Here is a 13,230-nt window from a genome sequence, read left to right on the forward strand (position 1 = left end):
TTAGGCTCTTCACCAAACCGTGGGGTTGATTTTCGTTCCGGCTGGGCGCTTTGTTGCTGACGCTTCGCTTTCGCACAGAGCAAAGCTTCCTGGGGGCGTCCGATGAGCCGCTTGGGCCAACAGTATGTTGGTCACGAAGGCGTCATCACAGGACGTGATGCTTTTAGCCTTCGTTCCCCTATGTGCTCGCTCCAGGGTCTCGGGCCAACACGATGTTGGTCACGGAGGCGTTATCACAGGATGTGATGGTTTTAGCCTTCGTTCCCCTATCGCTGATCCCCGAGGAGTCGCCCAGCCTCCACTACAATCAACTAAAATACAGTGCATATATTTTAAAAAATGTCATCCACAACTTTTGGTGATGATCCATAAATTATCAACTCTAACGCAAAATGGGTAATCTCAAATGACTTTTGAGACTACCCATTTTTTAAAGCTGTTCATACCCCAATTTTTTAGAAATCTCTGCGGTAGCCTTCTTAAGTTTATCGACGAAGATTTCAACGTTTTCTCCTCGATAATTGGTTTCTAGTCCCGCAATACTCATTGCTGCAACGACTTCTCCTTTATGATCGTAAATCGGTGCTGCAACAGCAGATGTATAATTTTCTAATTCTGAATGGCTGATTGTATAACCAAGTTCTCTAGCCTGCACAATCGATTCAAAAAGCCTTTCCTTTTCTGTAATCGTCCCCATTGCAAATGATGTAAGTTCTACCGATTCGAGATATTCCTTTATGTCTGCATCCGGTAAAAAGGATAATACAGCACGAGGGCATGCCCCTGCATAAAGAGGACTTTTTCTACCAATTGCTGTGTAGAGTCGAACTTTTTGCTTCGTATCTATTTTCTCGATATAAACAGCATCGTCACCATCACGAACGATTAAATTAATCGCTTCTTTTACATCATTATGTACTTCATTCATAATTGGTTCTGCAATTTTTCGCACATCTAGGCGCGTTGATACTAGATGTCCAAATTTAAGGAAGAGAATACCTAACCTATATTTTGAATCAGTTCCCTTTTCTAAAAATTCCATTTCCTCAAAAGATTTCAACATGCGGAAAGCAGAGGTTTTAGGAATTCCTGATAACTCAATTACTTCTTGAAATGACAGTTCAGTATGATCGATAAATAGATTTAAAATATCCATTGAACGGATAACCGTTTTATTATTATTTGTCAATTTAAGTTTTCTCCCCCTTCTATACTAGATTTAATCTAATCATAATTTTTCTTTTCTTAAATAATAATTATACCTAACATCTTACTGTTTTTATACCTTGTAAATCAGGTTGATAAAGGAATAAAAAAACAGGAGCAGAGAATGGTTGCTTTGCTTCCATGCTCTTTACCCCTGCTTGTTATTTTTATTGTGATTCCCTCGATTACTATACTAGTTAAAAAATGCGGATATTCTTTTTTATCCTACGCTCTGACGTTTTTCCTTAAATAAAATCACTCCAATTAAACCAACGATGGAGAAGATAACTGGCGTGATGAAACCATAGTAATATCCATCAAATAGATTTCCTGAAGTTGATTGAAAATGATCCAATATATAGCCAAAAATGATGGGTAGCAATACAGCACTTAGAAAGCCGCCCGTATTAGCAATCCCTGAAACAATTCCTGATTCTTCTAGTTTAAAAGATTGACGTACAGCTGCAAAGGTTAATGCACTTGCCCCATATCCAAAGCCAATGATAAAGAAAATAATAATTAGAAAGAAAAAGGAAGGATGCCCATTACATAAAAGGAAAGAAAACCACCCTAATAAAACAATGATATGAACAACAATATACGGTCTTTTAATTGTTTCAAACCGACTTGAAATCCAACTAGCTAGAGGTGCTCCAATAAGTGCCCCGATAAGACCGATCATAATCAGCTGGCTGGCATCTGAACGAGTCATGTCATACATATTCATCCCATATGGTACTGCCCACGAACTGATAAACCCTACATAACCGCCGACTACCCCAAAATGGCAAAAGAATAAAGCCCACGCTTGCGGATTTGAAAATATTCTTCGTAGTAAAACTGATGTTTTTTCACGTTGCACTTCTGCTGTATCAACTACTTGCTCATCCCCCAAAATTTGTTTTGTTTTTTTTACAAGTACAAAATAAAGGAGAATGCCACATAAACATAGTAGTAGTCCTACTGAGAAAAATGTTACCCTCCAACCAAATAAAAGTATCCACGTGGAGAAAGGTACTGTCGCCAATAAGAAACCAAGACTTCCTGTCATGCCCGCCAGGCCAATTAATCGAACAAATTCCTTTGTATGAAACCATTGGGCCAAAATTAGTACCATGTTAACCCATATGGTCGCATCCCCTACCCCAGTTAGTATTCTGGCAAAAAACAGGACGAATTCATGTGTACCCAGACTATAAATAATTGTACCTAAACCTGTAAGAGTAGCACCAATAATTAGAAAAAAATTTGGCCCAAATCGATCAGCTAAAATCCCCATCGGAATTTGCAAACTCGTGTATACAAAAAATTGTATACTCGTCAATAATCCAATCGTTGATGCTGTTACATTAAAATCTCGCATCAATTGATCTGTAATCAGTCCTGGGGCGGTTCGTTGACTCGCCATTAACAAATAAGTAAATAATACAGAAACAAATACAACCCATCTATATCTGCTATTTTGTTTGTCCAATGATTTCTACTCCTATTAGCTTTTACTCTATATATATGAATTACAGGTAACGTTAAAAACCTGTTTTTCAAAGTTGTTTTAAGATTTGAATTTGGTTGGAATTGCTTTTAGTTCTCAATGTTCAATATAAAGCTTAAATTCTTTAATTTTGAACACTATTATTGCTCGGTAGTCTTAGCGCTGGCCCTCTATCAAATAGAAAGCCTGGCATTTCATTATTTATCAAACACAAAATTAAATAGCTATTGTTCTCCACTATTCATATCTTTCATTTTATAACGATTCGCAGATACTTCATTCTCGCCAAGTACAATTGTTTTTTGGATATCCTCTAGATTGGCTTTATCCATTGCTTCTCGGACTTTTTTGCCACTTTGCTCAACCTCTACTCGATTGCCATCGATGTCAAAATCATTTAGCGAAGAATGGATATCTGATGACGAGTTTTTTGTCACCGAATCTGAAATTTAGGAGAATAATAAACTCTATCATCAATTGAAAAAAAGAACTTCGAATAAGAAAAACATAGGGAGATTAATAATCTTCCTATGTTTTCATTCATATTATTTATCTGTTTGATTTTGCTTTTTTTTCAAATACTCCGCACGTATTTTTTCAAGTTGCTGCTTTTTATCAAATTTGGCAGGCTTGTGTTTTTCATGATACTTTGTCACAGCCGCCTGACCTTTGGTATCCAATTGATATTTCCCCACTTTGTTCACCTACTTTTCTTGTCTTTAAAGAGAATCTATTCAACAAATATAATATACCTTATTTTACTGAAGTAAACCTTTTACTTTATTAGTATACTGCCTAACCTTGCATATATCAGTAAAAACTTAATAAAATAATTCATAGCCAAATGGTATTCATTATACTTATCTTTACGATCTTAAATTTGCTGATTCATTTTAAAGTCATCAATCAAGTCGCTAATTTTAACTAAAACAAAAAACCTCTTCCAGTTATTTGTAATAAATAACTGGAAGAGAGTTTAATTTTTGAAATAAAAATAGTACTTTAATCATTGATTTAGTTCTTAACAAACTACGTTAGACATTTTATCACTAGTGTTATTTTTCGCTAGTATAATTTCGTAACATTCTGTGGAATATCCTAATTGATAATCTTCCCTTCTGGTAACTTGCCATCTTTAATCCACTCTTCTACACAACGGTTATAGAACTCAGGATTCGCTAATGAGACACCGTGACCGATGTTAGATAGCACAACACCTTGACAATTTGGGTTGCTATTCACAAGATGGGTCGCAGATTTTTTCATGTTGCCCTTCTCTTTTTCACCGACAGTTACTAAAATGTTACATTGAGCTTTCGAAAAATCAGGTGGGATGGCAAAAGACATGTTTTCTTGCAATATTTTAATAAGCGTATCTAATTTCATCTTTGAACTATCTTGATAATATTGCTCAAAATATTCTTGATCTACATATAACGTTTTAGCTTGAAGCTTTGCGAATGATTTATTTTTTATTAAGGGAAAAGTTAATTTTATCAATGGTCTAATCCATTTTTCTGCAACTGGGGAAGGTGTCACTAAAGCACTGTTGATGATGGCAAAATCTATTAATTGCTTCTTTCAATTATGCCTCGGCATAATTGCGTCCGGAATCGGCTTTGTGCTTGCACAAAGGACTCCTTACCGATTCCGTGACATCGCCGCAGGCTTTAACTTCTTTCAGCAGGTATTTGGACACCCACTGAAAAGCAGCTTAACTCCGCATTCATCTCACCAACTATAGAAGTGGGAGACTTTCGCTGAAAGAAGTTAAACTAATCATTTGAATAGCAATCTGTGCCCCTAATGAAAAACCGACTACTATGACACGTTTATTTTCTGCTTTTTCTTCTATTAAAGATAGAAGCTTTTTTGCACTATCTTCAATTGAAAAATCAGAGGTATTATTAGCCTCGTTATCTATTAATTCTGGTACAACGCAATGATAATCGGAAAAACATTGGACTTGTTTATCCCACATCCATCCTCCAACACCACCCCCATGAATCAACAGTATGAGTGGCTTATGTAGATCACCGTACTCCTTATAATGCATTACCACACCTTCTTTCTTTGTTCTTGTATTTCTCGGGAAATAATAAGATTATTCTTACATTTTATACACTGTATTTATTTTACTATTTATAGTGTCATATTTATAGTTTCTGCTGCATATATAATAATTGAAAAACTTTTTGCATTTTTTAATGAAGCATTGTGACTCTTGGGATTGAGGAAGAAAAACAAAAAATAATAAACATGGAGGTAATAAAGATGGATCAAAACAAAACGAACGAACCAAAAGAATTAGTAAAAGCCATTACCCCTTCCAGTTTAGGAGAATTTCCCCTCTCACCAATTAGTGGTTTATATGCATGGGGTGAAGAGCAAATCGGTGAGGAACTTCGCCTTGATGTAGATGGACACTACCCGCAAATGGTAGCAAGCGGAACTGTTATTTCAAACCAGTCTTCTACTATTCATTGGATTGCCAAGTTAACAGCTAATGGACCAAATACTTGGACAGGCAATATTCGAAATAAATTCCTAGACGAACTACAATCATTTCCGTATACAAATGTAAAAATACAAGTAACACGCGGTTCATTTCCTGAACAGCATACTGCCGAAGTCGCGTTTCTGATCGGAGGGGAGATAGACAGAACTAGCACTTTCCAGTTTCAATCTACTTATTTCCACCCTGTGGAATTTGAATACGACGCTGAAGAAGGTACAACGCCAGTCACAACCTATCAAACTCACGCTCATCCAGACATGCCAACATCTTTGCCGGATGAAACTCTATCAATCGCAGAGGTTTTTAAACGCACTGGGTTTGATGTAAAAATATCAGAAGGTAATAACATTGTTTCCAAAGACTATGCAGGGACAGATAAAAAGTGGAACACTCAAGAGATGCACGATGCCATGCAAGTATATTGGTCAAACTTTGATAATAAGCCCCAATGGTCGATGTGGACATTCTTTGCAAATTCGGAAGCTGAAGAAGGCCATGGCCTGGGCGGTATTATGTTTGATAGCATAGGTCCGAATCATCGTCAAGGGACAGCCATTTTTAATAATTCATTTATTTCAGATCCACCTAAAGGTGACCCCTCCCCAGAAGCTTGGGTACAGCGATATCGTTTTTGGTGTACTTGCCATGAGATGGGACATGCTTTCAATCTCTTGCACTCTTGGCAAAAACACCTAGGTCATCCTTGGGAACCGTTAGAGCGCCCTCTTACTCCAGAACCAAAGGCTCTAAGCTTTATGAATTATCCTTTCAAATTTGATGGCAACCAACAAGAGTTCTTTAAAAACTTTGAGTATCGTTTTAGTGATCAAGAGCTTTTGTTTTTGCGACACGCTCCTGAGCGCTTCGTACAAATGGGTAATGCTGACTGGGCTGTAGATCATGGTTTTGAGCAACCGATCATTTCTATTCACCCTTCTTTTAATCTTGAATTGAGGGTTAACCGTAAAACATCTATATTCCAATGGTTAGAACCTGCAGTTATTGAAATCAAATTAACGAATACTTCGAATCAACCTCAGTCAATCAATAAACATATATTGTCCGATTTATACGGAATGACTGTAATGGTTAAAAAAGATGGAAAACAAGGACGTCGATTACTACCTCATGTTCAATATTTATGGAACCTAGAGAACAAGGTATTGATGCCTGGTGAATCACTGTACGAAACCATTTTCGCTTCCGTAGGGAAAAATGGCTGGTTAATTGATGACCCAGGATTCTATAACATTCAAGTAGCTATGCAAATAAACGGCCATAACATCGTATCTAACAGCTTAAGGCTACGAGTTTTACCACCTACCGGATACGATCAGGAATTCCTTGCTCAAGACTTTTTCTCTGAAGAAGTCGGCCGTGTTCTTGCATTCGATGGCAGTCGTTATCTTGACAAAGGAAACGATATCCTTCGTGAGATAACTGAAAAACTTCCTGACCATGCTGTTGCTCTTCATGCGCATATCGCTCTTGCTAAACCATTGGCGTTCGATTATCAATTCCTTGACTTCACAGGAGACTCAGATACAGGAGGTAAAATCAAAATAATACCTGCCCAACCAGATGAGGCACGTAAACAGTTTACTTCTGCGTTAACAGAGCACAAACAGGTAGCTGCTAAAACACTTTCCAATATAGACTATCATGAATATATGGGAACATTCAGTGAATTCCTAAGTAACCAAGAAGAAAACAAGGAAGCCGCACAGGTACAGAATGTCCTTTATCAAACGCTGTCTGAACGGAATGTTCTAGATAGTGTATTACAAAAAATCAAAAATCGCCGTGAAAACTATGAACAAAAGGAAAATGAACATTTTACGAACTCGAACATATAATATTTCCACCTAAATAAGCAGCTTTCAACCTAAATACAAATAGAAAACCGTTATTTCGAAAAAAAGATTGATCGAAATGACGGTTTTCTGCTTTATTTAAAAGTTTGTTTATTTCTTATTGAACAAAAATTCGTTTCTTTCTACTTATGTTCGTCCCAAAAGTCCTTACTAAAACTCGTATTTGCCTGATATTTCCCAACTGGTTTGGCAATATCTGACCCCCGTAAAATCGTTCCTTTTCCAAACTTTTGCTCGATTTGATCAACCAGTTTAATGATTGGTTCATCTTTTACATGCTCTTCAAAATTAAATAACGTTAGTTGCTGTGTCGTTTCTTTAATATCACTGACATTCGATACGGTAACACCCAGTAATCGTACAGGTTCTTCGTCCCAATGCTTATTAAATAAATACCACGCATGCTCAACGATATCTTCTTTTGTATGAATCGCGTTATTGATGGATTTACTTCGTGTACATGTTTCCCAGTCAGCTGATCGAATCATGATACTTACAGTTACCCCAGCAAGTTTCTTCGCCTTTAATCTTTCCGCTACCTTTTCAGAAAGTGTTGCGATGACTTTATATAGTTCATCTCTATCAGTCGTATCATGAGAAAGTGTTGTTGAATTCCCTACACTTTTCGTATCGTATATCGCTTCTGGATCAACTGGTCTGTCATCTTCGCCATTTGCCTTTTGCTTCATACGCAGACCATTAATGCCAAAGTTTTGCTTTAATAAATATTCATCAGTTACAGCAAGTTCTCCAATTGTTTTGATACCTAATTTACCTAATTTCTCCGCTGTACTTTTACCTACACCATGCATCTCAATTACATTCAACGGCCACAATACTGCGGGAACATCACGCTTACGGAGTATTGTAATCCCCATTGGCTTTTTCATATCACTTGCCATTTTTGCTAAAAATTTATTCGGTGCAATGCCGATTGAACAAGGAAGTTGCAATTCGTTCCAGATTCTATCTTGCATATTTTGTACGTGTTGCAATACATGCTGACCTTCAACTATAGGAAGTTGCAAATATCCTTCATCGATTGAAACTGGTTGGAGGATGTCGCTATATTCCTTTAACAAATTAAAAAAAGACTTGGACGCAGCTCTATATCGTTCAAAATTAGGAGGTAGAACAATTAGCTCTGGGCACTTTCGACGCGCCTCTCCGACATTCATAGTCGTATAAACACCACTTGCTCTTGCTTCGTAGCTACAAGTAATAATAATACCTCTACGTTCTTTTGGATTACCTGCGATTGCTACTGGCTTCCCTTTTAATGAAGCATCGTAAATTTGTTCAACAGAGGCATAAAAGCAATTAAGGTCAATATGTAAAATGATTCTTCCTTTATTCATACACTATCTCCTCATTTACTTTGGCTTCCCCTTTACTTGCTATCGTATCGCCACTTTTCTTTACATACTTTTATTATAAGCTTTCCTTACGTTAATCAACAAATGTATAATCACCATCACTTTCAAGTAAATCCCTCAAAATAATGAGAGCTTGTTCAAGCTGATTTTCAGGTGCAGTGATGGCCAAACGAACTGCATTAACCAGCTTCGCATTTCCTACGGCAAAACGTTCAGCTGCATACACTTGTACACCGGCTTTCGCTGCTAGCAATTCAAACTGAACGCTGGTGAATTTTTCGGGAAGTATAAGCCATCTAAAAATACATTCTTCTTCTCCTAAAATGTTATATTCCCCTAAATATTGATCGACAAGGGCATTTTGTTGCTTGGCATACAACCGGTGCTTCTCTAAAATGGTTTGCGCAACGCCATCATGAATCATCCTTGCTGTAAGCTCCACCATCATTAAAGACACTGAAATATTTATGTTATACAATGTTTCCATTATTTTTTTTCGCAGTGCTGGCGGTGTAACGATATAGGATAGTCGTAAGCCCGGTGAGATGGTTTTTGATACACTGGCAATATAAATGACCTTTTCTGGTGCATAAGAGGCTATTGGTGCAAGTGGTTTCTCTTTAAGAAAACTATAGATCGCATCCTCAATAACAATTAAGTCTTTCTGCCTCGCAACTTCCGCTATCATTTTTCTTGTTTCCATCGACATTGTATGGGTAGTTGGATTATGAAAATCAGGAATAACATAAAGACCTTTTATATGCTCATTTTTACAAGCGTATAATAGCCCCTCTCTTGTCATTTCCCCGTTTCTTTGTTGGATTGCTACTAGCTGGATACCAAGCATATTTGCTGCTGTTTTTATACCTGCATAAGTAATGGGATCAGTACCAATTCGATCTCCTGGCTGAAACAATGCCGCTAACGTGCCAACAATGGCATTTTGTCCCCCCGCTCCAAGCAATACAGGTTGATCCGTCTGAAAGTTGACCTTTTCCAAAAGCTTCATGGCAGCTTCCGTTTGCCACGCATTTCCTTCTGGTCGTCCGTACTGAAATAATTTGCTAAAATTAGGGTCATTCATCATCTTTTTCATATAACGTGTAATATCCTCATTCGCATGATTTTCTGGTAGCACAGAGCCCATTTCGATCATCTGAGAAGAATTACTTGTCGGTAATAAAATTTTATTGGTCGCTGCATCTGATGAAACGAATGTTCCACTTCCGATAGAAGCGTAAATAAGCCCCTTCTGCCCGCAAAGTTTAAATGCTCTTGTTATCGTGCTTAAATTAACATCTAAAAAATCAGCTAGCTCACGCTGAGGAGGTAGCTTCGTGCCTGGCGATAATTTTCCATCCTTTATATCTTGTTCCAGCTGTTCAGCTATTGCTATATATAATGGAGCCGAACTTTTGCTAATATTCGGCTTCCAACTCATCGGATATTCTTCGAACGAATTAACTGGCATATTCTAAGCTAAGCTCCTTCTCTCTCAATTTTTGCATACAATATTTAATTGTCTTGCATACAATGATAATATTGTATGCATATGATGACAATGATATAATTTTTAAAAAATCAGAAAAAAGGGACGATAAATTATGGAATTTTCAGAAAAGATACTCAATACCCCATCCTCATTCATCCGAAATATTTTGAAAGTAACTGAATCAGAGGATGTCATCTCGTTTGCAGGGGGGCTTCCAAACCCAATCTCTTTCCCAGTTGAAGCGTTAAAGGCATCTGCGAACAAAGCTATTTCGGAAAACGGTAGTCGTCTATTCCAATACTCAGGTACACAAGGTTATGCGCCTTTACGTGAGTACATTGCTGCAAAATATCGACGAGTACACGGACTAGATGTCCATGCTGACGATGTATTTATTACTACTGGATCACAGCAGGCTCTTGAACTAATTGGGAAAGTGCTTATTAACAAAGGCGATGGTATCGTCATCGAGGAGCCTGGTTACTTAGGTGCTATTCAAGCCTTCACATTAAGTGAGCCAACCTTCTATGGTGTAACACTCGAAAATGATGGATTAAACTTAGAAGAATTAGAGAATGCACTACAACAACCAAATGTAAAATTCGTGTATACAGTGCCAAATTTCCAAAACCCAACAGGTCTTACGTATTCTAAAGAAAAACGTCAGCAAATTTGCGAAATTATGTCAAAATATGAAGATGTAGCGTTAATTGAGGATGATCCGTATGGAGAATTACGCTTCCAAGGTGAACCGCTACCATACATCGGTGCTGGTAAATTAGAAAATAGTATTTTGCTAGGTTCTTTCTCTAAAACAGTCACTCCAGGAATGCGTCTTGGCTTTATCATCACAAAAAACAAAGAATTATTGCAGCATATCGAAACTGCGAAGCAAGCAACTGACCTACACACAAATATTTTCTCTCAATATGTCATTTATGATTATCTAGCAAACAATGACTATATGGAGCACGTTCAGAAAATTATAGCGTTATATAAAAATCAAGCAGATGCTATGTTAAATGCAATGGAGGAGTTTTTCCCAGCACATGTGGACTACACACGACCAGAGGGTGGAATGTTCATTTGGGCTACAATGAACAATGGAACTTCGTCAGTAGATGTCTTCGAAAAAGCGATGGAGCAAAATGTTGCCTTCGTACCTGGCGATCCATTCTACACATCTAAAACGGGTGTAAATACAATGCGCCTAAATTATACAAATGCAACACCAGAAGTCATCCGAGAAGGTATTAAACGTTTAGGTAGCATTTTATAAAGTGAAACTTTAATCAGTGGGGATTTTCTTCATCCCCACTGATTATTAGTCTTCACCAATCGGGCTTTTACGGGCAGTTCAACTTCCATATAACGCCTTCTCTTTGAGGTTTATACCTGACACTTCAGTTTCGGTGCAAATAAATTACTGCCCGTTAATGCGGGATAAAGTGAAACTTAATCAGTGGTGGGTTCTCTATCCACCACTGATTTTAGTTTTCACCAATCGGGCTTTTACGGGCAGTTCAACTTCGAACTAATGCCTTCGCCGAGTTTTGAGATGATAGTCTTTGTACCTGACGCCTCGAGATGAATTACTGCCCGTTAATGCGGGATAGGAGACAAAAAGCCGTATGAGCACTTTTATGATGTGCTTATACGGCTTTCCCATTTATTAATTTAGTTTGGATAATAGATAGTCATACTTAATCGTGTTAACGTATCACCAGGATTCATGTAGATGTGTGGACGATCTGCTTTAAATCTAATGGAGTCACCACTCTTTACGTGAAATTCGTCTTCATTGACTCTAATCACTAGTTCACCACCAAAAACAGTGATAAACTCCTCTGTGCCATCTTTATGAGCCTCAGCGCTTAATGTCCCTTCCCTTTCAATTTCCACCGTGTATATTTCAAAACGGCTATCCTCTTGAAAAGGAAAATATGGATACACTCTATACCGTCCATCATCCTCAGATAACATTTGAACATCTTCTCTAACAATAATCTCGGTATCAGGCTGAGGATTATTAATTAAAGTAGTAAAAGAAACCTTTAATCCATTCGCTATTTTCCAAATTGTAGTAAGAGTTGGACTGGACTCTCCCCTTTCAATTTGTCCTATCATCGTTTTACTTACTCCGCACAATTGAGAAACTTTCTCCAAACTTAATTTTTCTTTCTCTCGAATCATTCTTAAATTTCTTGCAAAAATAAGATGAATTTCTTCCATTAAATATCCCCACTCCAAATGTACAATATAACGACCATTTTGTATAATAAAAAGACGGACGTTATATTGTTTATTTCAGACATTATAACAAACAAATTCAAAGGGGGTCCACAAATGCCTTTAGTTTCCTTTTTAGTATTTGTAATAATTACCAGCTTTACCCCAGGTCCTAACAATATCATGGCAATAGCATTTGCAAACAAACATGGATTAGCAAGAACGCTTCAATTTTGTTTAGGTGTTGGGGTTGGCTTTTTAACGATTACTGGCTTAAGTTGTTTATTTAATAGGGTCCTTACAAATATTATTCCAATGATCGAATTTCCTTTGACCATTCTTGGTGTAGGCTATATGTTATATTTGGCTTTTAAAATACTAACGAGCAAAGAGAATAATAGTGATAAAGAAGAGGAAAACAAACGAAACTTATTTATAGTAGGCGTCTTCTTACAATTCGTGAACCCTAAAGGTATTTTGTTTGGCATTACAGTAGTAGCCACCTATATTCTTCCCTATTATTCTTCCTATGTTAGCTACTTGCTTTTTTCTTTATTTTTAGGGATGGTCGGTATAATGAGTACATTCAGTTGGGCCCTTTTTGGCTCAGCTTTTCAAAAAATTTTACTACAGTATCGTCAATCTTTTAATATCGTGATGGCTCTTTTACTAGTATACAGTGCGATTTCAATTCTCGTTCATTAACAAGATAATCAGCATAACGAAAAAGCACCCCTCTTCGTGCGCTATAGCGTCGAAAAGGGGTACTTCGTTCAAATCTGAAATTATTTTGTATATGTTAAAACTGCATTTTTCTTAAATTTAGCTAAAGCTTGTGTTGCCTCATCTTTGTTTGTATACTCAAAAATTCGAACGTCCTTTTTATCAAATACTGTAATAACCCACATAATAAAATCTCCCTTCCAATTTGTTTTTGTAATATAACACCACCGAAAACTGTGATACTTTTTTTAAACTGTTTTATAACAATTTCTTGCTTGATTCTTATTTTACGCCAATTTTTTTAAAAATAAAGTATTATG

The 13,230-nt window shown here is 37.0% G+C and carries 13 protein-coding genes; 3 read left to right on the forward strand and 10 right to left on the reverse strand.

The features are described 5' to 3' along the window. Window positions 1-430 precede the first annotated feature (430 nt). From ACQKN2_RS20795 to ACQKN2_RS20820, 6 genes are all read right to left on the reverse strand, one after another. Complete coding sequence (locus ACQKN2_RS20795; RefSeq protein WP_427416638.1) at window positions 431-1,189, reverse strand: IclR family transcriptional regulator; 759 nt, start codon at window positions 1,187-1,189, stop codon at window positions 431-433. A 237-nt stretch (window positions 1,190-1,426) separates the two neighbouring features. Beyond that, window positions 1,427-2,680, reverse strand: coding sequence for an MFS transporter (locus tag ACQKN2_RS20800; protein ID WP_427416639.1), 1,254 nt, complete (start codon window positions 2,678-2,680; stop codon window positions 1,427-1,429). A 242-nt stretch (window positions 2,681-2,922) separates the two neighbouring features. After that, the gene (locus ACQKN2_RS20805; RefSeq protein WP_427416640.1) at window positions 2,923-3,135 is read right to left on the reverse strand and encodes a His/Gly/Thr/Pro-type tRNA ligase C-terminal domain-containing protein; all 213 of its coding nucleotides are present in this window, start codon (window positions 3,133-3,135) and stop codon (window positions 2,923-2,925) included. Window positions 3,136-3,243: 108 nt separating this feature from the next. Beyond that, complete coding sequence (locus ACQKN2_RS20810) at window positions 3,244-3,393, reverse strand: hypothetical protein (RefSeq protein WP_427416641.1); 150 nt, start codon at window positions 3,391-3,393, stop codon at window positions 3,244-3,246. Between the two features lie 403 nt (window positions 3,394-3,796). After that, the gene (locus ACQKN2_RS20815; RefSeq protein WP_427416642.1) at window positions 3,797-4,198 is read right to left on the reverse strand and encodes an alpha/beta fold hydrolase; all 402 of its coding nucleotides are present in this window, start codon (window positions 4,196-4,198) and stop codon (window positions 3,797-3,799) included. Between the two features lie 238 nt (window positions 4,199-4,436). Further along, window positions 4,437-4,754, reverse strand: a complete 318-nt coding sequence (locus ACQKN2_RS20820; RefSeq protein ID WP_427416643.1) for an alpha/beta fold hydrolase — start codon at window positions 4,752-4,754, stop codon at window positions 4,437-4,439. Between the two features lie 218 nt (window positions 4,755-4,972). Between ACQKN2_RS20820 and ACQKN2_RS20825 the strand changes: the two genes are divergently transcribed. After that, the gene (locus ACQKN2_RS20825) at window positions 4,973-7,072 is read left to right on the forward strand and encodes a hypothetical protein (RefSeq protein ID WP_427416644.1); all 2,100 of its coding nucleotides are present in this window, start codon (window positions 4,973-4,975) and stop codon (window positions 7,070-7,072) included. 140 nt (window positions 7,073-7,212) lie between these two features. On the opposite strand, the gene ACQKN2_RS20830 is transcribed toward ACQKN2_RS20825, so the two are convergent. Next, complete coding sequence (locus ACQKN2_RS20830) at window positions 7,213-8,448, reverse strand: DNA polymerase IV (protein WP_427416645.1); 1,236 nt, start codon at window positions 8,446-8,448, stop codon at window positions 7,213-7,215. A gap of 91 nt (window positions 8,449-8,539) precedes the next feature. After that, window positions 8,540-9,937 (reverse strand): PLP-dependent aminotransferase family protein, encoded by a 1,398-nt coding sequence (locus ACQKN2_RS20835; RefSeq protein ID WP_427416646.1) that lies wholly within the window; start codon window positions 9,935-9,937, stop codon window positions 8,540-8,542. A 133-nt stretch (window positions 9,938-10,070) separates the two neighbouring features. On the opposite strand from ACQKN2_RS20835, the gene ACQKN2_RS20840 reads away from it, so the two are divergent. Further along, window positions 10,071-11,237: a PLP-dependent aminotransferase family protein gene (locus ACQKN2_RS20840; protein ID WP_427416647.1), complete on the forward strand. Its 1,167-nt coding sequence runs from the start codon at window positions 10,071-10,073 to the stop codon at window positions 11,235-11,237. Window positions 11,238-11,635: 398 nt separating this feature from the next. Here the strand turns inward: ACQKN2_RS20840 and ACQKN2_RS20845 are convergent, their stop codons facing one another. Beyond that, the gene (locus tag ACQKN2_RS20845) at window positions 11,636-12,190 is read right to left on the reverse strand and encodes a helix-turn-helix domain-containing protein (protein WP_427416648.1); all 555 of its coding nucleotides are present in this window, start codon (window positions 12,188-12,190) and stop codon (window positions 11,636-11,638) included. Between the two features lie 114 nt (window positions 12,191-12,304). On the opposite strand from ACQKN2_RS20845, the gene ACQKN2_RS20850 reads away from it, so the two are divergent. Further along, a complete protein-coding gene (locus ACQKN2_RS20850; RefSeq protein WP_427416649.1) occupies window positions 12,305-12,892 on the forward strand; it encodes a LysE family transporter in 588 nt (195 codons plus the stop codon). Window positions 12,893-12,972: 80 nt separating this feature from the next. On the opposite strand, the gene ACQKN2_RS20855 is transcribed toward ACQKN2_RS20850, so the two are convergent. Further along, entirely contained in the window at window positions 12,973-13,095 is a 123-nt protein-coding gene (locus ACQKN2_RS20855; protein ID WP_255350007.1) for a hypothetical protein, read from the reverse strand. Window positions 13,096-13,230 lie beyond the last annotated feature (135 nt).

Origin of the sequence: Lysinibacillus sp. NPDC093688 (genome assembly GCF_050280145.1) — a bacterium.
GTDB lineage: Bacteria > Bacillota > Bacilli > Bacillales_A > Planococcaceae > Lysinibacillus > Lysinibacillus xylanilyticus_B.

Bases quoted from the DNA above. Each gene is read 5' to 3' on its own strand.
- ACQKN2_RS20835 (WP_427416646.1), bottom strand. From the start codon at position 9,937: ATGCCAGTTAATTCGTTCGAAGAATATCCGATGAGTTGGAAGCCGAAT.
- ACQKN2_RS20830 (WP_427416645.1), bottom strand. From the start codon at position 8,448: ATGAATAAAGGAAGAATCATTTTACATATTGACCTTAATTGCTTTTAT.
- ACQKN2_RS20850 (WP_427416649.1), top strand. From the start codon at position 12,305: ATGCCTTTAGTTTCCTTTTTAGTATTTGTAATAATTACCAGCTTTACC.
- ACQKN2_RS20820 (WP_427416643.1), bottom strand. From the start codon at position 4,754: ATGCATTATAAGGAGTACGGTGATCTACATAAGCCACTCATACTGTTG.
- ACQKN2_RS20855 (WP_255350007.1), bottom strand. From the start codon at position 13,095: ATGTGGGTTATTACAGTATTTGATAAAAAGGACGTTCGAATTTTTGAG.
- ACQKN2_RS20825 (WP_427416644.1), top strand. From the start codon at position 4,973: ATGGATCAAAACAAAACGAACGAACCAAAAGAATTAGTAAAAGCCATT.
- ACQKN2_RS20840 (WP_427416647.1), top strand. From the start codon at position 10,071: ATGGAATTTTCAGAAAAGATACTCAATACCCCATCCTCATTCATCCGA.
- ACQKN2_RS20845 (WP_427416648.1), bottom strand. From the start codon at position 12,190: ATGGAAGAAATTCATCTTATTTTTGCAAGAAATTTAAGAATGATTCGA.